Raw genomic sequence first — 25461 nt, forward strand, 5'->3', positions numbered from 1 at the left:
TAAAGATTGGGGCTTTTTTTTGCCTGTAAAATATATGCTGTAGCGGAAAATCTTTGCTCGCATCACTCTATATTCATAATTCTTTAATCAACTCTGAATGACTCAAAAAAGAGGCAGTGACTAATACTGTGGTTTCATTGAGAATCGAGTGTTTACGGAGTATACAGTGATTCGCCTTAAAAAAATGGTGGTCATACATAAAGTACAACCACCGCCGGAGAAGTATTTTGAGAATAAAGTAGCTAAAATCTAGAAAGCAGGCTTAAATTTTTTACGATAGATACTACGTATTACTGGCATAAATATCATTAAGATAGCCAATAGCCATAATACAACAGTGATAGGGCTGCTCCATAGAATAGCCAATTCGCCTTGAGAGATAGATAGTGCACGTCGTAAGTTAGACTCCATCAGCTCACCCAGTACATAACCTAAAATAAGCGCTGATAATGGGAAGTTTAATTTGCGTAAGAAATAACCGAAAACACCAAGCGCTACCATGAATACCAAGTCAAAAGTCGTGCTATGGATAGAATATACACCAACGAAACTGACCGCTGCAATGGCAGGTATCAGGATGTAGTTCGGCACATCTAGCAATTTGGCAAACAATCCCACTAATGGGATGTTCATGATTAGCAAAATCACGTTACAGATAAATAATGAGGCAATAAGACCCCAAACGATATCAGGCTGCTCAGTAAATAACTGCGGACCTGGCGTAATGTTGTATAAGGTTAGGGCGCCCATCATGACCGCTGTCGTACCAGAACCCGGCACACCTAATGTCAACATTGGTACAAATGAGCCGCAAGCTGAGGCGTTATTTGCCGCTTCTGGTGAAGCAACACCGCGAAGATCGCCGTCACCAAAAGTACCTGTATCACCAGCGATTTTACGTTCACTGGCATAAGTCATGGCACTAGCAATCGTTGCGCCTGCGCCTGGTAAGATACCAACCACAAAGCCCATTAGACCACTACGTAGCATGGCCCCAAAGGCAAAAGTAAACTCTTTGAAGTTCAAGAGACTGCGCTTACCTTGTTCAATAACCTTGTGACCCGTCGTGGTTTTTTCTAGCAAGATTAAAATCTCACTCACACTGAAGAAACCAATAACAATGGTAGTAAATTGAATGCCATCAGACAGGTTGACAGAATCAAAGGTAAAGCGATAAATACCAGTAACCGCATCAACCCCAACAGTTGCTAAACCAAGACCAATTAACGCGGCAATACCCGTTTTAACTGGTTGATCACCTACTAGACCACTTAAGCATGTGATGGCAAATACCATCAGTACAAAGTATTCAGCAGGTCCAAATGAGATTGCCCATTTGGCTAATAACGGCGCAAATAGCACCACGCCGATTGTCGCGATAGTGGCACCAACGAAAGAGCTGACAGCAGATAAAGAGAGGGCAATGCCAGCCTTGCCTTGTTTTGCCAGTGGATAGCCATCCAAAGTCGTCATAATAGCGCCGGCATCACCGGGTACGTTAATAAGAATGGCAGAAATACGGCCACCATATTCACAGCCAAGATAAACGGCTGCTAGCAAAATGAGCGCGCTCTCTGGTGGTAAACCAAGTGCAAAGGCAAAAGGCAGTAATATCGCTACACCGTTGATCGGACCAAGACCTGGCAACATACCTACAATCGTGCCTAAAAAAGCCCCGATTAGTGCAAGAAGTAAGTTTTTTGGGGTAGATGCAACAGCAAAGCCATGCATCAAAAAATCAAAAGTATCCATATTGGCTATCCTATTATCCCTGACAACAATCCGAGTGGTAATTTGACATCTAAAAATATGTCAAATAAGACATATAGGCCAATACTGATTAACACTGAAAATATAAAACTTTTTAGGGGATTACCCGCAAACAGTAGGCCTAGTACAAAAGACATCAAAATAGTGGCAAGAATAAAGCCCAATACTTCAAAAATGAGACCATAGACTAATAAAGCGAGTGCACAAAGCACTAAATTTCTGATAATCGGTTTAGTAAGTCCCAGTTCAATAGGTTTAGTAAAGCGTGCTGGACGAAAAGCGACCACTAAAGCGCCAAATGTCAGCAATGAAAAGATTAAAATAGGGTAAGGACGAGGACCAATTGGGTCATAGGCAATCGGCGCAACATAGCCGATAGCTAGGTAGATCAAAAATAAGCTGACCAGTGCCATTAGTCCGGAAAACAGACGTTCCATTGTCATAAGGAACACTCCTTGAGTTTTGGGGGAAAAAGGCTGACAGATAGATATCCTGCCAGCCTTTGAAAATACCAAAAACATTTAGTCTTCAATTACTAAAGGTTATTAAATCTCAATGTGATTATTTGGTTGGTGCTGCTTCAACAAGACCATACTCAGCTGACAACTCACGTAGCTCACCAGTACGCTTATAGACATAGGCTTCTAGCTCATCACCAGTCATAGAGAATGGCAGTAATTCTTGCTGCTCACGTATTTCAGCGAATTTCGGATCAGCAAGCATCTTATCGAAAGCATCTTTCCACCAGTTATAAGCACTAGGACTAACGTCTGGACCCATATAGTAACCACGAACGACCGGCCAAGTCACATCGTAACCTTGCTCTTTGGCAGTAGGGATATCAGCCATGGTGCCGCCCAGTCTTTCATCTGCAAATACTGCTAATACACGTAACTTACCCGCAGAGGCTTGTGGCATAATTTCAGCAATACCAGCACTAACGGCTGTGATATGGTTGCCCATTACCGCTGTAATGGCTTCACCACCACCTTCCATCGCTACATATGTCATGTCGTTAGGGTTGACACCAACTGCCTTGGCTAAGATAGCGGTTTGCATCCAATCTTGACCACCAACACTACCACCAGCGCCAAAACTGATAGCTTTAGGGTTTTTCTTGAGCTCGGCAACTAAGCCTGCTAAATCTTTGATTGGTGAGTCAGCATTGACTGCCACAGCGCCATAATCAGTACCAACACCAGCTAACCATTTCACGTCTTTTTCAGTGAACTTACCAAACTTACCTTGTGATAGATTAAGAATAGAGCCGGTAGAGAAGGCAATAATGGCATCTCCATTGTCACGATCATTGGCAACGATTTTGTTATAGGCAACAGCGCCGACGCCGCCTGGCATATAGGTGACGCGCATAGGCTCTTTTAAGATACCAGTATCTCTTAAGCCAGCTTGGGCAAGCTTACAAGTCAAGTCAAAACCGCCACCTGGTTTGGCAGGCGCAATACATTCCGGACGTGAAGGTGCGGTCAGCTCACTTGAGCCATCTGTCGCGGCTGCGTCTGTACTTGCAGTTTCATTTGCATTATTACAGGCAGTCAAAGATAGGATAGATAGGCCAAGAGCCAGATAGGATAGTTTTTTCACACGACACTCCTTGTGTGTATTTTCACGATAAAAATTCAATGGGATTCTGATCAAAATAATAAATCATTAAAGCTTAAAGTTACGATCAGATTAACGGAGTGACTAGACTTCGTTAAAATATGTTTGTTTGTCACTGTGTAAAAGTAACAGAATATTTTGTAAATGACAAGAAACATATGTATGTATATATGAATTTTATAGTAATATATGGAATTGAAGCCGCCATAGGTTCTCTTGTTATAGCTATATGCAGGGCAAAGGAATTACATTAATACCTTCGGGAAAAGGTATTTAAGTAATTTAAAACAAATAGATAGGGTGATTTGATAATAAAGGAGATTATTGAGACGTAATAAAAATCACCTTGATGTCAGTACCATTACGAGGCTGTGACAACGATTTAAGAGATTGTATAATTAGTGGGAAGAATAGATGTTTTGGGATTAAACTATAGCAAGCAGATGTGAAAATATTAAAAAACCACGATATATTTTACTTATAGATCGTTAAAATATCAGCTGAATAACTAAAATTGCGAGTATTCCAATACCAATATCTAAGGGCACTGCCTTGAATAATAGCGCATTAAAAAGTCTGTCTTTGTTTATAACGACTTGAGAAGCGCCTAGCATCAGACTACCTCCTGATGAGAATGGGGACAGTGATGAGCTTTGTGCGCCCACAACAATACAGGTAAATAATAATAAAGGGCTTAGTCCAGAAGCAACGGCTAGGGGTAGCACTATAGGGAATAAAGTAGGGGCGACTACCCCAAGTGTACTGGCAAATATCGACATAATGGCGCTGATAACAAAGACTAAAATCGGTATCGTCCAAATAGGTACATTAGTACTTAGCCATTCTGTTAGCTCGTAAATAACGCCTATTTCCACTCCGAGGCTGATTAACATACCAACACCACAAATCATAATGAGGGTATTCCAAGGTATTAAAGCAATCACTGCTTTTTCATCGCCTAGCTTCAGAAACAAGCTAATTAAGGCGAAGAAGATGGCGATAAAACCAATGTCAATCCGGGCGTTCAAAAATTGAACCGCTGACACTTGTGGCATGAGTAGATTTAAAATGGGCACAATAAGTACAATAGCCATCATAATAAAAATCAGTATAAGAGATTGCTTTTGCTTACTATCAAAGGGTTCTGGTCTGGTCGTTTGAATCGCGACTTTGCTGTTTTTGGCATTGATCAAGCTATAAGCACCCAATACAATCACAGGCATTAAAAAAGTAACAGCGAAGATTCCCAACACATAAGTAAAGGTATTATCATTTGCGACGCCTGCGCCGCGCATGAGTTCTCTAAAGATAACACCGCTTTGTGAGGTGATAAAGTTAGCACCAGCTAAGGCACCATAGTTCACCGATAAAGTAGCAATGACAAGATTCAAGTTAGTGCGTTTAGATAACAGCAGGATCATCGGTGCCATCGTTGCTAAGACCGTATAATAACCGGCTCCTAAGCCTGCAATAGTCGTGGCCACAAAGAAAATAACTAAAGGTAAGAATGCGGGAAAGTGACGGCACTTATAGATTAAATGATTGGATAGCTTTTCTAAAGCACCGTTAGCTAGGGGAAAGTTATAAAAAAGAGTCACCGCAAAAATAACAAAGAAAATTTTGAGAGGCCATAGCTCAATAATTTCATGTGCCTTCATCCCCATACCGAAACAACCGATAAGATATGAAAATGCAATAGCAAATAGGCCAATATTAATCTTAGTGGTATAGCCCAAAATGATACATATCACGATAGCGGCTAGAATATAGATAGTCATGACGTTTCCTAGACTTTAACTGTATAAATTCTATAAAAACCATATCAACATTTATAGATTGAAGAGCATGACGATAATAATGGCCAAGAGCTTTCCAGATAAGAAAACTGTCCAAGCCTTAAAGGCGCATCTAATGGAGTAGAATCATAGCAAAAAAACCAGCTGCTATTAGATAAGATTAATCATAAAAATATAATAGTGCTTTAAAATTAGTGTCATACATATCGAATGCGCTGAAAGCTTAAGAGAAGTTGATCGGGATAACGTAGTTTTACGGCTATAGCAGTGCTTGATGAGATAAAGACAATTAATAAAAACCTTTCGATTGTGGTGAAAAAAATGCTAAATAATTTCAATGATTTTAAAATGCCACGCTATGAGCAAGTGCGATGGCACATACAGACGTTACTGACAGAGAGTAAATGGGATGAAAACACGCCCCTACCCACGGAGCAGGAGTTTGCAGATAAGTATGAAGTATCTGTAGGAACGGTCCGTAAAGCTGTCGAAAAACTGGTAGAAGATGGGGTGTTAATAAAGCAGCAAGGCAAAGGCACTTTTTTAAAGCGTCCAGATTTTGCAAGTTCATTATTAAGGTTTTTTAAGTTTCGTGATAAAGATGCTCGCTATGTCACACCGACGGGCATAGTCACAAAAGTCATGGTCATAGATGGTATCGAGGATGTTAATAAAAAACTAAGTATAGATAAAAACAAAGCGCTAATTTATATAGAACGTATGCGTACGGTTGAAGACAGAGTCTTATTGAGTGAAAAGATTTGGCTACCTAAGAGTCGCTTTAAAGCCTTTGCAACCCTAAACCCTGAAGATTTCGACAATCTTCTCTATCCGTTTTACTATACAAAGTGCGGTCAGTTTGTATCGTCTGCTGTAGAGACGCTGTATTTTATAACCGATCACAGCGACGAGTATCTGGGCAATACTAAGCAAGAAAATTTAGTTAAAGTATGCCGCATTGCTAAGAATTTAGAGGGTAATGCTATCGAGTATAGAGAATCCTATGGACTGGCAGAGAAGTTCAGCTATGAAATTAATATCATTTGATAATTGCAGCGTGTCATCAGTTAAGCTAAGCGACATAGAATGCTCGATGTGCAGTACTCAATAAGTAAAAGACTAACTCATAGCTGATGAAGAGGCTTACCCCAAGTATAGATTATTTATTAGAACAGCACATTGACGTTTCTTATTATCATTATTAGACCACTGATGACCATTAGCATCAGCAGCATTACCCTAAACTGACTAATACTCATGCCCGCCAAAAAGCGTTTACCAATGACATTGCCAACAACGGCACCTAGCCCTAATACCAGACCATATATCCAAAGCTTGGCAGTGATTACGCCAAAAAAACTGTAGCTAGCTATTTGTACAATACCTACAAAAAAAGAATTAGCGGTTTTAGTGGCAATAAGGTTTTCTTTTTCTAGTCCGGCATTCATATAAAAAGGGTTAAGTATAGGGCCGAGACCACCCACCAATGTGCTCATAAAAGCAATGATAAAGCCCAAAGGTATAAAGCCTACTTTTGGCATATCAAAGGTTTTATCTACTTTACCAAACTTATATTGGAAGATAGTAGACACTAAAAACACGCCAACCAATAACTGAATCCAGTCTGCATCTAAACGACTAAAAACCAATGCTGCTAGCCATGCCCCTACGATGGCACTTGGTACATAGTATTTGGTCAATGACCAATCAATATCATTCCAGAATAAATAAAGCCGCGAGGCGTTACTAGTAAGGGTAGCCAAATTGATGACAGGGGGCGCAACTGCTGTCCCTATCATCGAAGAGGTAACTGGTATCAGCAACATGGCACCGCCACCACCCGATACAGTAGAGATGATAAACGCGACCATGCCAGCGACAAATAGGCCTACTAAATGCCAATTTGGGATGGTTTGTAATAAATCTAAAACGATGGACATTATGAAATCCTATTTCAGGAATTACACCAAGTAATGGTTTTCTACATAATCAATGCACAGCGCCTAAAGATTGGGCTGGCGAGAGGTATACTTCTTCGCCAGTTTAAATATACCTATTTGTCTGTTTAAAAAAAGATTGGGTAATCTTATTGAGTTAGTACTAATTTTTTAGAAAAAGAAGAAGGTTTAGGTAAGGTAGTGATAGCAAAATCATACCGCAATAATGCAAACAGTGAGGTAGTATTTTTACCATTTATTGAGCCATGTCATTAAACATTTATGCACAGGTATAATCGAGTAACTTACAAAGAGCATCATAAGTAGGCAAACATACGGCCATCATCCATATCTAAATGCCACATTACAGAAGAAGGCACTTGAGCGTTGTCGCGTCCTAAAATAGGTTGAAACATTATGTTTTAATATAGTTATATTACAATGCTATCGTTCGAGCTATACGCTGTTTGAGAAAAAAACAAAGCTTCATGGCTGGGCAACATAGAAATGTTACTATCGGTATTAAACACGAATGAACATCACGATGACAATACTCAATATTGCTTGTCTAATAGCAGTCATTTATCAATAACAATTCATTTAAAATTAAAATAAAACGGGGCAGGATATGGGCTTATTAGTCGACGGTCAGTGGCAAGACAAATGGTATGACACGAAGGCAAGCGCAGGACGTTTTGAGCGTGAAGATGCTGGTTTTAGAAGCTGGGTAACAGTCGATGGCAGCGCAGGTCCATCAGGTGTCGGCGGCTTTAAAGCTGAAGCGAATCGTTACCATTTATATGTATCGCTCGCGTGTCCTTGGGCGCATCGCACCACGATTTATCGTAAGCTAAAGGGCTTGGAGGATATGATTTCGCTGTCTGTCGTGCATCCATTTATGGGCGACAAGGGTTGGACATTTGCAGAAGGTACAGGCGTTGTTGCCGATCCGATTGTCAATGCAAGCTACCTATACGAAGTTTATGTTGCTGCTAAGCCTGATTATACTGGACGCGTGACGGTACCAATCTTATGGGATAAAAAAACCAATACCATCGTCAGTAATGAATCTTCTGAGATTATTCGGATGTTTAACTCAGCCTTTGATGAGATAGGGGCAACGGCAGTTAACTTTTTACCAAAAAAGTTGATAGCAGAAATTGATAAGGTCAATGAGTTTGTTTATTCAGCGGTGAATAACGGGGTTTATAAAGCAGGGTTTGCCACGACCGAAGCTGCCTATAAAGAAGCAGTAGTAGTGCTATTTGATGCGCTCGACACGTTAGAGGCGCGTCTGGTAGACCAACGTTATTTGCTCGGTGATACGATTACTGAGGCAGATTGGCGCTTATTTACCACGCTGGTGCGGTTTGATGCCGTATATGTTGGGCATTTTAAATGTAATATTCGTCGCATTGTTGATTATCCCAACCTTTGGGGTTATCTGCGTGATTTATATCAGGTCCCCGGTATTGCCGAGACGGTAAGTATCGAGCATATTAAGGCGCACTATTACACTAGCCATGCCAATATCAATCCTACGCGTATTATCCCTGTAGGCCCCGTGCTCGACTTTAACGAGCCGCATGACCGTGCGCATTTATAGATTTTATTAAACTTTTTAAATAATGCTCATAAAAAACCGCGCCAGCTAATACATAAGCTCGCACGGTTTTTTTATATACAAAGCCGTTTAATGCATATTAAGCATTATTCAATTGACGAGCCGCTTCTAGGGCAAAATAAGTCAAAATTCCATCAGCGCCCGCACGGCGGAAACCTATCAAGGATTCCAAAATTACTGCATCGGTTAGCCAGCCATTTTGAATCGCAGCCATATGCATGGCATATTCACCAGACACTTGATACGCAAAAGTCGGTACGCCAAAGGTATTTTTGACTTCGCGGATAAGGTCTAAATACGGCTGACCGGGTTTAATCATCACCATATCTGCGCCCTCGTTGATATCCATGGCGACTTCATGTAGCGCTTCGGCGCGATTACCAAAGTCCATCTGATATTGCTTTTTATGACCGCCTTTTAAATTACCAGCACTGCCGACCGCATCACGGAACGGACCGTAGTAAGCAGAAGCGTATTTGGCAGAGTAGGCCATGATAGCGGTATTGACAAAGCCTTCGGCTTCAAAAGCGTCACGCATGGCTTTGATTCGGCCATCCATCATATCACTTGGCGAGATGATATCCGCACCAGCCCGGGCATGGACAAGTGCTTGCTTGACCAATACTTCTACAGTCTCGTCGTTTACTACATAGCCGCTATCATCGAGCAGACCATCTTGACCATGTGAGGTATAAGGATCTAGCGCCACATCGGTCATCACCACCATTTCTGGCACAGCATCTTTGACTGCTTTTACTGCACGTGCGCTAAGGCCGTTTTCATCATAAGCTGACTTGCCATCAGGCGTTTTTAATGAATTATCAATGACAGGGAAGATGTCGATAGTGGTGACACCCTCTGCTAATAATTCTTTGGCGTAATTGATCAGCAAATCAATCGATAAGCGCTCAACACCCGGCATACTAGCGATTGCTTCACGATTATTTTTGCCTTCTATAACAAAGACAGGGGCGATAAAGTGCTTAGGATGCAACTCCACTTCACGAATCATCGCGCGGACATTGTCGTTATAACGCAAGCGACGTAGGCGAGTTTCAGGGAATTGACGGTTAAAAGTATAAGTCATGAGGTTTCCTTATTTGATTTTAAGCATTATTATTCATCAGCTTTATGGAATCAGCTGTTTTAATGCATATTTTTTATAAAATTGGCACAGCTAAAATGATAAAAGTGTCGTTAATATAATTTCGTGTTATAAGTACTACTATAACGAATAGCCACTATAACCAATAGTCACTGTCGAAAGCAAAAAGCCCTACCAAGTCGGTAGGGCTGATTGTACGTATCGACTGTCAATGTGAGTGTAGTTCCCTCACAATATCTAGGACTGTTTAAGGCTCAACGATCTGCGTGACCGGCACTTGCTCAACGCTGGTCTCGTTAATAGTCGTCTTCTCTGTGAGTACGCCTACTGCCGCGTCTGTTTTGCCATCATTATTGACATCAACGACCGCGGTTGGACTGAAGGTTGTCTTTTCTGTTGGTTGCGCTTGCTTAATCGCTTGCGCTTCTTGTACAGAAGCTACCCGAGCTGAACTAGCCGCATCAATGGCATCAACCGCTTTTGCTTTATTACTATTGGCAGGTAGATTCACCAATTGCACTAAGTTTTTATGCGGTACAGGAATAACCGTCGGTACGTCAAGGTTAGCGCCGCCGCCTAAGACTTGATAAAGCTCGACTTGGCTGATGATTTTTTGTAGCTCTAAATCTAAGATACCTTGCTGCGTTGAGAACAATGAACGCTGCGCATCAAGTACGTCTAAATAGTTTGCAATACCCGCTTTAAAGCGTGCATCTGCAATTTGATACGTCTGTTCAAAGTTATCTTGCAGACGGTATTGCGCGGCGAGCTGATCGCCCAAAGTCGCACGTGTGGCTAATACATCGGATACTTCGCGGAACGCCGTTTGGATAGACTTCTCGTAACCTGCTAACGTCTGTTCACGCTCAATTTTCGCCACATCGTAATTGGCATCCAAGCGACCAGCATCAAAGATAGGCACGCTAATACTTGGGCCAAATGACCAACCGACCGAACCACTCTTAAACAAGTTATCTAAACTGCCGCTACTCAAACCTACGCTACTGGCTAGGCTGATAGATGGGAAGTAAGACGCGCGCGCCACTTCGATATTGGCACCAGCGGCTTTTAGATTGTATTCTGCTTGCAACACATCAGGACGATAACGCAGCAACTCACTCGGCAAGCCTGCACTAAATATCTGCTGGCTAGTGATGTTGCTGACTGCAGGTGTTGGAATGAGATTGGCTGGAATCGGTCCACCCACCAAAAACTGCAGGGCATTACGTGCTTTTAAAATACTGCTTTGCGCCCGTAGGACGGCAAGTTTGGCATTTTCTAATGACGCACTTGCTTGCAAAGATGGCAGCTTAGGATCAATACCTGCTTCAAAGCGTTTATCGGCAATAAATAGTGATTTCTCACGACTTTCAACCGTGGCCTCTGCCAACTTCAACTGCGCTAAGCTATAGCTTAAGTTGGCATAGCTTTGGGCAATATTACTAATCAGGCTGATTTGGGTCGAATCTTTCGCCGCTGTAGTGGCCAAGAAATTCTGTAACGCTTGATCTTTTAAGCTGGCGATTTTACCCCAAAAGTCTAATTCATAGTTGGCCAGACCAAGATTGACGTTATATGAGCTGTTAGGGTTTTTATCAGTTCTATTTTGTGCTGAGCGCGTGTAACCACCACTACCATCAATTCTAGGTAGGTCATTAAGATCGGTGATTTGATATTGCGCACGTGCTTTTTCAATCGCTAAGCGGGCACTTTCAAAGTCTTTGTTATTCTCTAAACCTAACGCAATCAGACCTTTTAGGCGCTCGTCGCTATAGAAATTCTGCCAGCGATGACCAGCGATACTTGGCTGATCGGCGCTGCTGACCGTTTCTTTATCAAACGCACCATAGGTTTGTTCGATAGGCACATTCGGCTCAGCAAGGACAGGACGCATATCCGCTTTCGGAATGGTATTACAAGCCGCCATGCTTAACGCTAAAGCAGTCAAGCCGATTAGCCGACCGCCATTTTTGCGCAGTACTGCAAGCGCCGGTTGCGCAGTGGTAGCAATGTTTGCTACCGCTGCTGAGCTTAAGGTAATATTTTTTTGAGCACTCATTGTGTATTATCTCCAAGGCTTACAGGCTGATAACTCTCAGAAGGCATTGGGTCAGAAGGCGTTGGGTTCTGCGGACCAGGTGTGCCGTCGCTGCCATCATCTCTATCGTTTGGTTTGTTGTTCTCGTATTTATGCGGGAACATACTACGAACCCAAATATAGAACATCGGAATAAAGAAGATACCTAAGAAAGTCGCAGTCACAACACCGCCAACCACACTGGTACCAATGGCGTTTTGACTACCAGAACCAGCACCTGTGGCGATGAATAATGGCACAACACCAAGACCAAAGGCAAGCGAGGTCATAATAATAGGACGCAGACGCTGACGTGCGGCAGTCATGACGGCCTCTTTTAGGGTATAACCTTCCTCTTGATGGTCCCTTGCAAACTCAATAATCAAGATGGCGTTTTTGGCGGAGAGCCCAACCACGGTGAGTAGACCAACTTGCAAGTAAACATCATTGGATAAACCACGCAGCCAAGTGAATACCACCGCACCAAGTACCCCAAGCGGAATAACTAATAGTACTGAGAATGGAATTGACCAGCTTTCATACAAAGCAGCAAGACATAAGAATACCACTAAGATTGAGATAGCATACAGCATCGGCGCTTGAGCACCTGACTTTTGCTCTTCTAATGATAGACCTGTCCACTCGTAACTGATGCCTTCTGGTAACTGTTCAACCATGGCTTCCATGGCCTCCATCGCTTCACCGGTACTAAGACCAGGAGCGGCACTACCTTGGATATTCATTGACGCCAGACTGTTATAGCGCGTGAGACCCGGTGAACCGGTTTCCCATTTACTACTAGAGAAAGCATCAAATGAGATCATCTCGTTGCTATCGTTACGGACATACCATTTACCGATGTCATCAGGATTGGTACGACTACTAGGCTCACCTTGTACAAACACACGCTTAACACGACCACGGTCAACGAAGTCATTGATATAACTTGAACCCCATGCGGTTGAGATTACGCTATTGATATTTGCCAACGACAAACCATAAGCGGCAGCTTGTTCTTGGTTGATATCAATTTTAAGCTGCGGCGCATCTTCTTGTCCGTTTGGACGTACGCCAGCTACTTTATCGTTTTGAGCGGCCATACCAAGCAACATATTTCGTGCTTCGAGTAGACCTTCGTGTCCGACACTACCTGAATCTTGGAGCATCAAATCAAAGCCACTAGAGTTACCAAGCCCGCTAATCGCTGGTGGGATGATATTAAAAACAGTTGCTTCGTTGATTTGGGTAAAGAAATAACCTTGTGCACGATCAGAGACTGCCCGCGCTGTATTTTCTTCACCCTTACGATCTGCCCAATCATTCAGTTTTACGAAGGCAAGACCGACGTTTTGTCCTTGTCCAACAAAACTAAAGCCTGCAATTGTAAACGCTGAAGCCACATTATCTGGCTCTTGGCTACTATAATAAGCGCTCACTTTATCGAGCACTGCTTGCGTTTCATTCAAAGTCGAGCCAGCAGGCAGCTGTACTGCGGTAAACATAATGCCCTGATCTTCTTCTGGTAAGAATGAACCAGGAATACGTAAGAATACCACTGCCATAATACCGATAATAGCAGCATAGGCAATTAGATATAACCATTTCAAGCGGAAGCTTTTACCGACAAAATTTTCATAAGAGCGACTGGCTTTGGTAAAAGAGCGGTTAAACCAACCAAAGAAGCCTTTTTGATTTTCGCTATTGCCTTTTTCATGGCTTTTACTGCGTTTTAGTAACGTCACACAAAGGGCAGGGGTAAAGATAAGTGCGACCAGTGCTGATAGCACCATACTGGTAATCAAGGTAATGGCGAACTGACGATAAATTACCCCAGTTGAGCCGCCGAAAAATGCCATCGGGACGAATACTGCTGATAAGATAAGCGCAATACCTACAACGATTTTACTAATCTCACCCATTGACTGTATCGTAGCGTCTTTGATAGAGATATTTTGGTCTTCTTCCAAAAGCCGCTCGACGTTTTCTACCACGACAATCGCATCATCGACCAACAGACCGATGGATAGGACCATAGCAAACATGGTTAAGACGTTGATACTAAAGCCTGCAATATAAAGTACTGCAAAGGTACCTAATAGAACCACAGGAACGGCAAGGGTTGGAATAATCGTCGCGCGCCAGTTCTGTAAGAAAATGAACATGACGATAAATACCAAGACAATCGCTTCGATTAAGGTCATGACCACTTGTTCAATAGACAAGCGTACAAATGGCGTAGTGTCATAAGGAATAACTGACTTTAGACCGATAGGGAAGTTTGCTTCTAGCTCGGCGACTCGATCACCAACCAATTCGCGCGTTTCAAGTGCGTTCGCACCACTTGCGAGTGAGATGGCAAGACCTGCTGCTTCTTTACCGTTGAATAAGGCAATCGTACTGTAGTTTTCACTACCAATTTCAACCTTTGCAACATCGCCTAAACGTACTTGCGCGCCTGAAACATCGGTTTTTAGTAGGATGTTTTTAAATTCGTCAGGCGTTTTTAAATAACTCTGTACGGTGACGGTCGCATTAATAACTTGTTCATCGACATCAGCAGGTGCTTGACCTAATTGACCTGCGGATACTTGTGCATTTTGCGCTCGTACCGCATTGACCACATCAGATGGCACTAAGCTATAGCCACGTAAGCGTTCAGGATCTAGCCAAATACGCATGGCGTAAGAGGCACCAAACGCTTGGACTTGACCAACGCCTTCAACACGGCTGAGCTGATCGACGACATTAGAGTTGATGTAATCACCGATATCAGCGGGATCCATACTGCCATCTTCGGAGACAAAGCCAAATACGGCTAAGAAACCTTCAGAGGCTTTATTGACGTTGACGCCTTGACGCTGTACTTGCTCAGGCAGCGAGCTCATGGCGGCTTGTAATTTGTTCTGTACCTGAACCTGAGCGGTATCAGAATCTGTACCATTTTCAAAGAAAAGCTGTACAGAGGCACTACCGTTTGAAGAACTCGACGACTTCATATACATCAAGCCATCAAGCCCTTTCATACGCTGTTCAATAATCTGTACTACTGAGTTTTCAACAGTTTCAGCGTTAGCACCAGGATAGCTGGCACTGACTGTTACGGTTGGCGGCGCAATTGCCGGATACTGCTCAATCGGCAGGTTGATAACCGATATTATCCCGATGAGCATGACTAAAATAGCCATCACCCATGCAAAAATAGGGCGATCAATAAAAAAACGTGACATAGTAAATCCCTAAGTCTTCCTAGCTTTGAATGGAATTATTTGGCGGCTGATTTTGCAGCTTGCTGCGGTGTTTTGGCAGCAGGCTCTTTTGCAGCAGGCGCAGGGTTTGGATTTTCTAATGGCTTCGCAATAACCTCTTGTTCAGGCTTCACTTTTGCTCCGCCGATAACCACTACTTTATCGCCTGCTTGTAGACCGTCTGTAACCACCCATTGTCCTTTATAGGTACCATTAACAGTAACAGGACGCACTTGGATTTTATTGTTTTCATCAACGATATAGACTTGCGTCTCACTCTTGGTTGAGCGCATGACTGCACTTTGCGGGACGAGTGCTGCATTGGTAATGACGCTTTGAGTTAAGCGCGCACTGACATACATACCGGGTAATAAGATATTGCTTTTATTTGGGAAGACCGCACGTAAGGTCACCGCACCTGTAGATTCATCAACTTTTGCTTCAGATAAAGCAAGTTCACCGCGTACGGGATAAGTTGAGCCATCTTCTAACACCAATTCAACCGAGTTCATTCCTGCTTGTGCTTTACCTGCAGAGATTTGCTGGCGTAATTTGAGCAGCTCAGACGAAGACTGGCTGATATCGACATAGATAGGGTCTAAGCGTGAGATAGTCACTAAAGGAGTGGGTTGACCGGCGCTAACCAAAGTGCCAGCAGTTGCGCTAGAGCGATCACTACGACCTGAAAGCGGCGCACGTACGATAGTACGGTTTAAATCTAAAGTGCTTGCTTGTAAACCTGCCTTGGCGGTTTGGATGCCAGCTTTTGCGCTTTCAATACCGGCTTGTGATTGACCGATAGCAGCATTGGCGCTTTGCACGGCAGCCTGAGCAGTACGCACAGCAGTTTGTGCTTGGTCATACTGCTGCTTTGAGATGGCATCAATAGCAACCAAACCTTGCAGACGTTGCAAATCATTTTGTGCTTGTGATAGCGACGCTTGGCGGCTGGCCAAATCCGCTTTTGCATTAGCATTGTTAGCCAATGCCGTCTGATAGTTGGCTTCTGCTTGTGCTATCGCTGCCTGACCACTGGTGATAGACGTTGCGTAGTTATCAGTATTGATACGATATAAAGGTTGGTCTTTTTTGACGTTGCTGCCCTCACGGAACAAAACCTCGTCAATAATGCCATTAACCTGTGGGCGGACGTCTGCGGTTTGATAAGCCGCGGTACGTCCAGCAAAGGTCTGTACTTGAGGTATGGTGTCTAGAGTGACAGTCTGAACGTTGACGACAGCAGGTGGCATTTGCTGCTGTGCGGCTGCGTCACCAGCTGCGTCCTCGTTTTTGTCACAGCCAACCAGTACAGCTCCAGATAGTACAGATGCTATTACAAGCGCAAGAGTAGAGTGCTTCATCAATGTCCTCGGCAATATAAATATCATATAATAAATAATTACAGTATTAAAAGTTTAGGGGTAAATCTTAACGTAGTAGATATGAAAAGTAAGATGCATTTACCGTTGCCAATATATTAATCGCTAAACGCGTAACAATCGGATAAGCAGATTTAATTTAATGAATGATTATAAACTATAGGGTATACCCTACAGTCAAGGTGCAAAAAACCGTTTTTGCGCCTCGTAACTGTCTTCTAGCTCAATAAATGCTTAATAGCCATTGATAATACAAGCATGGCGTTAAAAATACCTTGTAAAATTCGTAATGAATGCCGAACTAGAATATTGTTAATTTTTGTTTTTTTAATGAGATTCAGAGATAGTAGCAAGAAAGCTGTATAAAAATACAGTAAAAAACAGAGGAGACAGAAAAATTCTGTATAAGCAATACTTAAGTGTGAACGCTAAAATATGTAGGTAAAACAAATAAGCTTAAGTAAGTGTTTCTATGATTAATGAGCGAGCTGCTAGTATCACAGCCCAAACTTCCTCATTTTTATGTTTTATTATTATAAAGTTGGGCTTAACTTAACCTTTAATAAATACGGCGGATTTGCCTAATATATTGGAATGTTTATATATAGGAAGTATACAAAGATTCAGATATATCAGACAAATAAATAGCCTTTATACTAAACGAGCGCTGGCAAGTTCTGTCAATTGATATAGCCCTTGGCGGTAGCGGTTATCAGGTAAGCTGCTAAGCGCTTGCTGTGCTAGTTTGGTCTCTTCTAACGCGCGTTGCTTACAGTATTCAAGCGAGCCTGACTGACGTACCAGCTCGATAAGCTGCTCAGCATCTGGTGTTTTACCAGTTTGTACAGCGATACGTAACTGCTCATAGCCTGCTGTATCGCTGTTTTTTAATAATTCAAGCGCCTTGATGGTTGGCAGCGTTGGTTTACCTTCCGCCAAATCATCGCCAAGGTTTTTACCCATAAGCTCACTATCGCCACTATAATCGAGCACGTCATCGACGATTTGGAAAGCATTACCGAAATGCTGACCGAAATCAGCCAATGCTTGCAGATGCTCAGTTTTATTTTGCAAAATAGCAGCGCCCTGGGTCGCCATCATAAATAAGCGTGACGTTTTTCCATCGATGATGTTTAGATAGTCAGCTTCAGTGGCTTCAGGATTGTGCTGATGCTGTAGCTGTAACACTTCGCCCTCGGCGATATCACAAGTACCATCTGAGAACACTTGCAATAAAGGTAAGCTCTGAAAACCAACCAATAGATTAAAGGCGCGGGCAATAAGATAGTCACCAACCAGCACTGCCGTGGCGTTATCCCAAGTAGCGTTGGCAGTTGGCTTACCACGACGCTGACCTGATTCATCAATCACATCGTCATGAACTAAAGTTGCGGTATGCAGCATCTCAGTAATCGCCGCCAAATGCATCGCTTGCTGCGACGGCTCATCATTAAACATCCGCGCGCATAACAAGGTAATGAGCGGGCGCATACGTTTGCCGCCAGCATTAATCACATGCTGCGAGACGCTCATGACCAGTTGAACTTTGGAATTCAAACTGCCAAAAACTTGCTTGTCCATAATGTCAAAATCATCAGCAACGATGCTTTGAATATCGGCATAGCTTAGGGTGTCAGCATTGCTTGGCGTGCTTGCTAAGTTAGTTAGGGGGGTGGTTGATGCTGCAGCGGCGTTAGATAAAGAGTTACTGGTCATAATGAGTCGTCATACCAATGAAAATAAAAAAGGGTGTGGATAGCGGTCTGTCTATTTATAGTAAATGCTTATAACAAGTATTGATAGTACGGCTATCGTTTGACGCATAATAGCATAGCTATCTGGGTCAATTGTTGATTTAAGTATAGCAGAATACACGGCGGCCTTTATATGCCGCCACCAGTTTAGCCCTTTATTTTGATATATGGGTCGCCTAATTAAAAAGTAATATACCGATGTTTATTAAGCCATTTATCATATCGAGTGGAACTTATTCGCTCACATTGAGTAATAATAAGTTAATATTTACAAAAAACTGTAAGTAACTGATTATATAAGTTATAATAGCCGCTGTTGGATTTTAACCAATGATGGTTCGATGTCTTATACTTGGAAAAATAGTGGTCTTAACAGCGGTGGTTTATACGCTTGTTAATTAATCACATCGTTACTATATATAAGTATATATAAGTATATATAAGTATATATAAGTATATATAAACATTTGAGCCAGTATTATTGGTATTACCACCTGAGCAAAACAAGAGATGCGGCTTGCTTTTATGAGCAAAAAGCCGTAAAATCTTGCCTTTAATTTTTCCCTGTCGTGTTCGTCGTAAAAGCGTTGGTATGATATCAGCCACGGCACACGGGTTAAACGGAGTCATACAATGTACGCAGTAATCAAAACTGGTGGTAAACAGCACCGTGTAGTCGTCGATGAATTGCTTAAAGTTGAATTACTAAAAGCAGAAAAAGGCGAAACAATCAAATTTGAAGACGTGTTGATGGTTGTTGATGGTGAAACTGTCAAAATCGGTCAGCCTGTCGTTGAAGGCGCTAGCGTAGAAGTTGAAGTGGTTGAACATGGTCGCGGCGAAAAAATCCGTATCATTAAACACAACCGTCGTAAGCATTATCACAAAGAGCAAGGTCACCGCCAATGGTACACCTTGTTAAAAATCAAAGCGATTAATGCTTAATTAACGATTGTCAGTTTATTGATAATTAATAACGCACTAAAAGCTTAAGAGTTGTCGCATTAGCGATAAGTCACATTAACAAGGAGATTTTCTCATGGCACATAAAAAAGCTGCCGGTTCAAGCCGTAACGGTCGTGATTCAAACCCAAAAATGCTAGGCGTAAAAATCTTTGGCGGTCAAGCCATCGTCGCTGGTAACATCATCGTTCGTCAACGTGGTACAGAATTCCACGCAGGCGAAGGCGTTGGCATGGGTCGTGACCATACTTTATTTGCACTAAATGACGGTGTGGTAAAGTTTGCGACCAAAGGTAAATTCAACCGTCGTTATGTTATGGTTGAAAGCGCATAATTGCCCATCTGGGCTATTTTAATCGAAGATTAAAATAGCTTGATGACTAAAAAAAGCCCTTATTACCGTTTGGTAGTAAGGGCTTTTTTTATGGCGCTAGTTTGTTATTAGTAGCAGGTTATTAGATTACCAATAGCTCGAAAAATGCTTTTAGATAGCCTTAATTCATATATAAAGCAGATAATGAATGGCGGTGAATACTATGTAACGCTACTGGTTACAAGCGTGTATGGCAGCGGTAGTAATGATTGCAAATCATGACTAGGCGCGTAATAAAAAAACTGGCACACTGTCTGCATTGTTTAATCACGTCAGTTTAATTTTATTAATTCTGAACTGAGCGTCGTGAGATAAGCACTTATTGAAAACAAAAATTTTAAATAAAACGTTTTATCTTTATGCTATTTTGCATTTAAAAGAGGATTTATAATGACTTTATTAACTAACAAAATGACTAACAAAACGACCTTAAAACAAAAAGTAATGAGCGGTGCTTTAGCGGGTGTATTGATGACCTCACTTGGTGTTGCCGCGCCTATGATTGCCTTGACGCAATCGGCAACGGCTGCTCCTGCTGATAATCTAACTGCCGCTAAACGCTTAAACAAGCTATTAAGTAATACCAAAAGCATGACGGCTAACTTTAGCCAAACCACCAAAGGCGCCAATAGTGGCACCTTTACGGGTACGATGAGTGTTCAGCGTCCGAATAACTTTCGCTGGGAAACCAAGTCACCTTCAGAGCAGCTGATTGTCGCAAATGGCAGCTCGATGTGGGTTTATGATAAGGATTTGGAGCAAGCGACCAAGCAAAATGTCGATAGCCAAGTGGGTAATACCCCAGCGCTACTATTGTCAGGTGATCCAAGCAAAATTGATAAGAACTTTAAAATCACTCAGCCATACGCTAATAAAAACTACTATGTATTATATCCAAAATCAGAGAGCGCTAGCTTTAAGAGCTTATCGATGAGCTTTAGCGGTGGTAAGCCGGTGATGATGGTACTGAATGATAGCTTAGGACAAACCACGACGATTAAGTTTAGTGGTATCAAAATGAACCCAAGTATCGGTAGTAGCCAGTTTAAATTTACGCCACCAAAGGGTGTTGATATTATTAATCAATAATAAGTACTATTAATTTAACCGTACTGATTTAAAAATCTGATTCCAAAAAAAGGACAAACCTATTCGGTTTGTCCTCTTTTATGGGAGTAAGAATATTGTGTAGGTCTTATTTTAAACTATCTAAGAGAAAGCTTTGATGCTAAGAGAGCGTTTTAATGGCTTCCATATTTGGCAATGCGGGCAGCTCATCTAAATTGGTCAAACCAAACGCATCTAAAAATTGCGACGTAGTATGTAGTAGTGCAGGGCGACCCAAAGTATCTTTGTAGCCTTTCTCTTCAATCCAGCCTTTATCAAATAGCTGGCGGAGTATATTACTCGATAGCGTTACACCGCGTACGTGCTCGATGTCACCGCGTGTCACTGGCTGCTTATAGGCAATCACACTCAATGTTTCAAGCAGCGCTTGGCTGAGGCGTTCTTGTCGCTGCGGGAATACGCGCTGAATTAACGGGCTATAGCTATCTGCGATTTGTAGCCGATAACCACTGGCTGTTTTATGCAAGCTTAAGACATTTGCCTTTAAGCGTTGCTCTAATAAGTCTAATGCTTGATTTAAGGTATTGGTTGTCACTGACAGATGCTTTTTTAAGCTCGCAGCAGTCAAGGGTGCTTCTGATGCATGCAGGAGCACTTCAATATGTTTGCTCATCTCTTCTAAATATCGATGCTGCGTATCTGTCATTGCACATACTCTCTATTAAAAGCCATTAAGCATTAAGCTAGCCACTGTAACGTTAATTGCCTTATATGGCTGTTTTCTGCAAACTCATCGTCAGCAGTAGTATCGTGACCTTTTAAATCAGTATTTATGACACCAACCAACTGCCGTTTCATCAGCTCTAATACCGCGACAAAGCTGACCACCACGCCAATTTTACCTTGAGTTTTATCCAGTAGCTCATAAAACGAGTGCGCGCCATCCGTGCTTAGCTGCCTGCTAATACTGGCAATACGGTCGGAAAGGGGTACGGCATCAACTTTGATGGTGTGCATCTGATAGTCAGGCTGTAGTTGCATTTTAAATAAGCTATCAATCAAAAGGTTCGGCGAGTAATTGGGTAATTCCGCATTCATAACGTCTTGACTGGGCATACTGACCATCGCTAAAAACACATCGCGCTCAAGACGCACCAGATTGTCCAAACGCTGACTGGCTACTTTTATTTGCGCATATTCTTCAAGGCGCTCAATCAGCTCAGCTTTCGGATCACGCTCATCGCTCGGCGTTTCGGGCTTTGGTAGCAGTAGCTCGGTTTTAATCGCAATCAACGTCGATGCCATCAGCAGATAGTCACCGGCCAATTCAAAATGTTCGGTATCCAGCTCACTGATATAAGCCAAATATTGCTCTGTAATCGGCAATATTGGCATTTGGGTCAGATCAACGTTATTTTTTTTGACCAGATATAATAAAAAATCCAATGGCCCGGCAAACTGCTCTAACCAAATGGCAAACGCTTGCGGCGGCACATATAAATCTTCTGGCAGATGCTGCACTGGCGTTTGATAAATACGCAGCGACATATCATTAACAATTGAATGATTATGTTGGCCATCATGCTCGCCATTGCTATTTATAAACTCAGAGTTTTGATACGCGCCTACAAGAGAAGCGGCTTTTGGTAAAGCCGCCGGTTGATTTTTTAGCTTAGTCTGCACGCTTAGCATCGGCTTTGATTACGATAAGTTAAAGCAATCAAAGGCTTATTTAAGCTTAGCAAGTGGACGGATACCAATGGCACGACGAGTTTTATCTAGTTGCTTACGGCTATGACGACGGGCTTTTTCTGCGCCCATTTGTAGGATTTCTTCTAGCTCTTTTGGATTGGCCATCAGCTCTTCGTAACGTGCACGGAATGGGGCAATCTCGCTATTGATTTTATCAAATAACGCTTGCTTAGCATCACCCCAGCCAATACCAGCGGCAAACTGCGCACGCATATCGGCAATCTCAGTAGGCGTTGCGAAGGCTTTGTAAATCTCAAAAATAGCAGAATCGTCAGGGTCTTTTGGCTCAGCTGGTAATTGTGAGTTGGTCACAATTTTCATAATGGCTTTATGCATCTGTTTTTCTGGGCTGACTTGCGGATTAGGCTCGCCAAATAGAGGAATGGTATTGCTATAGCTCTTACTCATTTTACGACCATCGAGCCCTGTTAGGAGCGGGATGTCTTCATCAACAACCGCTGACGGCAGGGTAAAAAGAGTTTTATAACGATGGTTAAACGTACCAGCGATATCACGCGCCATCTCAATATGCTGTACTTGGTCACGACCGACGGGTACATGAGTCGCATTAAACATCAAGATATCGGCAGCCATAAGCACAGGATAGCCAAATAGACCCATGTTGATACCTTGATCTGGATCGACATCTGCTTTTTCAGTATTAATATCGACCGCCGCCTTATAAGCGTGCGCGCGGTTCATCAGACCTTTGGCACATGAGCAATTTAAAATCCAAGCAAGTTCTGGAATCTCTGGTACATCGGACTGACGATAAAAAGTCACACGTTCAGGGTCAAGACCGCAAGCAATCCACGTCGCTGCAATAATCTTGGTCGATTCATGAATGACAGCAGGGTCGTAACAGCCGATAATGCCATGATAATCAGCCAAAAAGAAAAATGCTTCGTCATCACTATCTTGAATAGACTGAATCGCTGGGCGAATGGCACCAACATAATTACCCAAATGCGGAATGCCCGTCGGTTTGATACCGGTTAGGATACGTTTGCTTTCTCTTTTAGGTGCGTCTGTAACTGCGTCAGTTTGGGTGCTCATGAAAAATCCGTTATTTTGTTTCTCACGTTATTATTGATAATTAATATAAGTGAGTTATTGGTATAAGTAGGTGACTAATATAGGCGATATGCAGGATAAAAATATCAGCTGCAAAGTATAGCAAATTTCAACGCGATTTTATTGCCAAAAAAGGCTACCGATAGATATCAGTGCGACCATTAGGGCCGTTTTTAAAGCGACGGTGAAACCACATCCATTGGGTTGGATCGATACGAATCAAGCCTTCTAGTACTTCATTAACGCGCGTTGCATCAGCAACCTCGTCATCACTTGGATAATTATCCAGCTCTGGCGTAATGGTTAAATGATAATGCGGACGTTTGCCCTTTGGTAGGTTATCTGGCGTTTGTCGATAGGTATGCAGTGCCATCAATGCAGGTGGATGCTGTTTGTCGCCTAATTTCGCCATACGCCGTGAGGCCGTAATGGTGGCTGCTGACACACCAAAAAATGGTGCCATGACGCCTTGTTTCAACCCGTAATCTTGGTCAGGTGAGTACCAAATCACGTGGCCTTCTTTAATCGACTCAACAAAGCTACGCATATCTCTACTGGCTATTTGCTTACTTAATATATTGGTGCGGCCATTATAGATAAACCAATCGAGCAACGCGTTATTCTGTGGTCGATACATGCCATCCATAGGGAAAAACTGCGTACATAACATACCGCCAAGATCGAGCATCGTATAATGTGCCCCGAGCAAAATGACAGCACGACCTTCGTTTTGTGCATTAACTAAATGCTGTAAGCCTGAGATAGAAACGGTACGCGTAAAAACATCGGGACGAAACCAAGCGCATAGGGTCTCAAACACACCAATACCTTGGTTGACAAAAACTTGCTTTGCCATCAGTTCACGCTCAGTTTCGGGCTTTTCTGGAAAAGCCAATCTTAAGTTAATCAAGGTATCACGCCTGCGTGAGCCTACTACTTTATAGATTAAAATACCAAGCTTACGACCCAGCCAAAACTGCCAACGTAGTGGCAGATATATCATTGGTAGAAAAATTGCCAAGACTAGCCAGATACCCCAATATTTAGGCAATAAAAACTGCCATTGAAAGGGTTTTTTATCCGCTTGCGTCGTTTGTTTATGCGTTTGCGTAATCGTTGGCGTGCCGACAGGGATAGCAGGTGACTTAGCCATTTTGCTATGTTTATTACTATGCTCGCCTACAGTCGGTGCTGGCATATCGGTTTTTACAGGCTTACTAGGGTCGTATTGTTCAGGGGCTTTCATAATGAGGACAAGGTAATAAAAGTTATGATTATGATGGGGCAGTGAGCGTGGCTTTGCAAGGTGATTTATGCACAAAAACTGGCACAGGTAAAAACCATCATTCAAGAATACTGGCTAAAAACTGCCGTTAAAAAAGCATGGCTAAAAATAATCGCTAAAAACTAGCCATAAAAAAACCTTATAAGCTGTGACCAGCTTATAAGGTTTTGCAAATCTATTCCTTTGCTTAATACTACTATGGCGACTCTGAGATAAAGCCGGCAACAGTAAAAAGCAAAGAGATAGCTTTGATTAACGTTTCGAGAATTGTGGACGTTTACGTGCTTTACGTAGACCCAATTTCTTACGTTCAACTTGACGTGAGTCACGAGTAACAAAACCAGCTGCTTTTAGAGCAGGTTTGTTAGATTCATCAAGCTCAATCAATGCACGCGTGATGCCGTGACGGATTGCGCCAGCTTGACCACTAATACCGCCGCCTTTTACAGTGATGTAAAGGTCATAAGCAGTAGGTGTGTCAAGTAATTCTAAAGGCTGACGAACAACCATGCGCGACGTTTCGCGGCTGAAATACTCATCAAGTGGTTTGCCGTTAACAACGATAGCACCAGTACCTTTAGCTAAAAAGACACGAGCGGTAGAAGTTTTGCGACGACCAGTTCCGTAATTGCGTTCCAT

The 25461-nt window shown here is 42.5% G+C and carries 20 protein-coding genes; 5 read left to right on the top strand and 15 right to left on the bottom strand.

The window, feature by feature from the left end; all coding sequences use genetic code 11:
• Positions 1-249: 249 nt before the first annotated feature.
• The 4 genes from FHS24_RS08705 to FHS24_RS08720 form a co-directional block, all read right to left on the bottom strand.
• A complete protein-coding gene (locus FHS24_RS08705; RefSeq protein ID WP_183620711.1) occupies positions 250-1752 on the bottom strand; it encodes a tripartite tricarboxylate transporter permease in 1503 nt (500 codons plus the stop codon).
• Between the two features lie 5 nt (positions 1753-1757).
• Positions 1758-2213, bottom strand: a complete 456-nt coding sequence (locus tag FHS24_RS08710) for a tripartite tricarboxylate transporter TctB family protein (RefSeq protein ID WP_183620713.1) — start codon at positions 2211-2213, stop codon at positions 1758-1760.
• 118 nt (positions 2214-2331) lie between these two features.
• A complete protein-coding gene (locus FHS24_RS08715) occupies positions 2332-3372 on the bottom strand; it encodes a Bug family tripartite tricarboxylate transporter substrate binding protein (RefSeq protein WP_183620715.1) in 1041 nt (346 codons plus the stop codon).
• 506 nt (positions 3373-3878) lie between these two features.
• The gene (locus tag FHS24_RS08720) at positions 3879-5168 is read right to left on the bottom strand and encodes an SLC13 family permease (RefSeq protein ID WP_183620717.1); all 1290 of its coding nucleotides are present in this window, start codon (positions 5166-5168) and stop codon (positions 3879-3881) included.
• A gap of 339 nt (positions 5169-5507) precedes the next feature.
• Between FHS24_RS08720 and FHS24_RS08725 the strand changes: the two genes are divergently transcribed.
• Entirely contained in the window at positions 5508-6233 is a 726-nt protein-coding gene (locus FHS24_RS08725) for a GntR family transcriptional regulator (RefSeq protein ID WP_183620719.1), read from the top strand.
• 119 nt (positions 6234-6352) lie between these two features.
• On the opposite strand, the gene FHS24_RS08730 is transcribed toward FHS24_RS08725, so the two are convergent.
• Entirely contained in the window at positions 6353-7126 is a 774-nt protein-coding gene (locus FHS24_RS08730; protein WP_183620721.1) for a sulfite exporter TauE/SafE family protein, read from the bottom strand.
• A gap of 625 nt (positions 7127-7751) precedes the next feature.
• On the opposite strand from FHS24_RS08730, the gene FHS24_RS08735 reads away from it, so the two are divergent.
• Positions 7752-8729 (top strand): glutathione S-transferase family protein, encoded by a 978-nt coding sequence (locus FHS24_RS08735; RefSeq protein ID WP_183620723.1) that lies wholly within the window; start codon positions 7752-7754, stop codon positions 8727-8729.
• 97 nt (positions 8730-8826) lie between these two features.
• Here FHS24_RS08735 and hemB read toward each other — a convergent pair whose 3' ends face one another.
• From hemB to FHS24_RS08760, 5 genes are all read right to left on the bottom strand, one after another.
• The gene (gene hemB, locus FHS24_RS08740; RefSeq protein WP_183620724.1) at positions 8827-9834 is read right to left on the bottom strand and encodes a porphobilinogen synthase; all 1008 of its coding nucleotides are present in this window, start codon (positions 9832-9834) and stop codon (positions 8827-8829) included.
• Between the two features lie 265 nt (positions 9835-10099).
• Positions 10100-11911 (bottom strand): efflux transporter outer membrane subunit, encoded by a 1812-nt coding sequence (locus tag FHS24_RS08745; RefSeq protein WP_183620726.1) that lies wholly within the window; start codon positions 11909-11911, stop codon positions 10100-10102.
• A complete protein-coding gene (locus FHS24_RS08750) occupies positions 11908-15156 on the bottom strand; it encodes an efflux RND transporter permease subunit (RefSeq protein WP_183620728.1) in 3249 nt (1082 codons plus the stop codon). Before FHS24_RS08750 ends, FHS24_RS08745 begins: the two co-directional genes overlap by 4 nt.
• 35 nt (positions 15157-15191) lie before the next feature.
• Entirely contained in the window at positions 15192-16535 is a 1344-nt protein-coding gene (locus tag FHS24_RS08755; RefSeq protein WP_183620729.1) for an efflux RND transporter periplasmic adaptor subunit, read from the bottom strand.
• A 669-nt stretch (positions 16536-17204) separates the two neighbouring features.
• Positions 17205-18134 carry a polyprenyl synthetase family protein gene (locus tag FHS24_RS08760; protein ID WP_406947783.1) on the bottom strand — a complete coding sequence of 310 codons (930 nt, stop codon included), beginning with the start codon at positions 18132-18134 and terminating at the stop codon, positions 17205-17207.
• An 806-nt stretch (positions 18135-18940) separates the two neighbouring features.
• Between FHS24_RS08760 and rplU the strand changes: the two genes are divergently transcribed.
• The 3 genes from rplU to lolA all read left to right on the top strand — a co-directional run bounded on the left by rplU (position 18941) and on the right by lolA (position 20732).
• Positions 18941-19252 carry a 50S ribosomal protein L21 gene (gene rplU, locus FHS24_RS08765; RefSeq protein ID WP_144297745.1) on the top strand — a complete coding sequence of 104 codons (312 nt, stop codon included), beginning with the start codon at positions 18941-18943 and terminating at the stop codon, positions 19250-19252.
• A gap of 94 nt (positions 19253-19346) precedes the next feature.
• On the top strand, positions 19347-19604 hold the full coding sequence (rpmA, locus tag FHS24_RS08770) for a 50S ribosomal protein L27 (RefSeq protein ID WP_010199200.1): 258 nt from the start codon (positions 19347-19349) through the stop codon (positions 19602-19604).
• A gap of 429 nt (positions 19605-20033) precedes the next feature.
• The gene (gene lolA, locus FHS24_RS08775; protein ID WP_183620731.1) at positions 20034-20732 is read left to right on the top strand and encodes an outer membrane lipoprotein chaperone LolA; all 699 of its coding nucleotides are present in this window, start codon (positions 20034-20036) and stop codon (positions 20730-20732) included.
• Positions 20733-20871: 139 nt separating this feature from the next.
• On the opposite strand, the gene scpB is transcribed toward lolA, so the two are convergent.
• The 5 genes from scpB to rpsI form a co-directional block, all read right to left on the bottom strand.
• On the bottom strand, positions 20872-21417 hold the full coding sequence (scpB, locus tag FHS24_RS08780; protein ID WP_183620732.1) for an SMC-Scp complex subunit ScpB: 546 nt from the start codon (positions 21415-21417) through the stop codon (positions 20872-20874).
• 32 nt (positions 21418-21449) lie between these two features.
• Entirely contained in the window at positions 21450-22259 is an 810-nt protein-coding gene (locus FHS24_RS08785) for a segregation and condensation protein A (protein WP_183620841.1), read from the bottom strand.
• Between the two features lie 180 nt (positions 22260-22439).
• Positions 22440-23519, bottom strand: a complete 1080-nt coding sequence (locus FHS24_RS08790) for a tryptophan--tRNA ligase (RefSeq protein ID WP_183620733.1) — start codon at positions 23517-23519, stop codon at positions 22440-22442.
• Between the two features lie 154 nt (positions 23520-23673).
• Positions 23674-24783 (bottom strand): LpxL/LpxP family acyltransferase, encoded by a 1110-nt coding sequence (locus FHS24_RS08795; RefSeq protein ID WP_183620734.1) that lies wholly within the window; start codon positions 24781-24783, stop codon positions 23674-23676.
• A 291-nt stretch (positions 24784-25074) separates the two neighbouring features.
• Positions 25075-25461, bottom strand: coding sequence for a 30S ribosomal protein S9 (gene rpsI, locus FHS24_RS08800; RefSeq protein ID WP_183620735.1), 387 nt, complete (start codon positions 25459-25461; stop codon positions 25075-25077).

It is taken from the genome of Psychrobacter luti, assembly GCF_014192115.1.
GTDB lineage: Bacteria > Pseudomonadota > Gammaproteobacteria > Pseudomonadales > Moraxellaceae > Psychrobacter > Psychrobacter luti.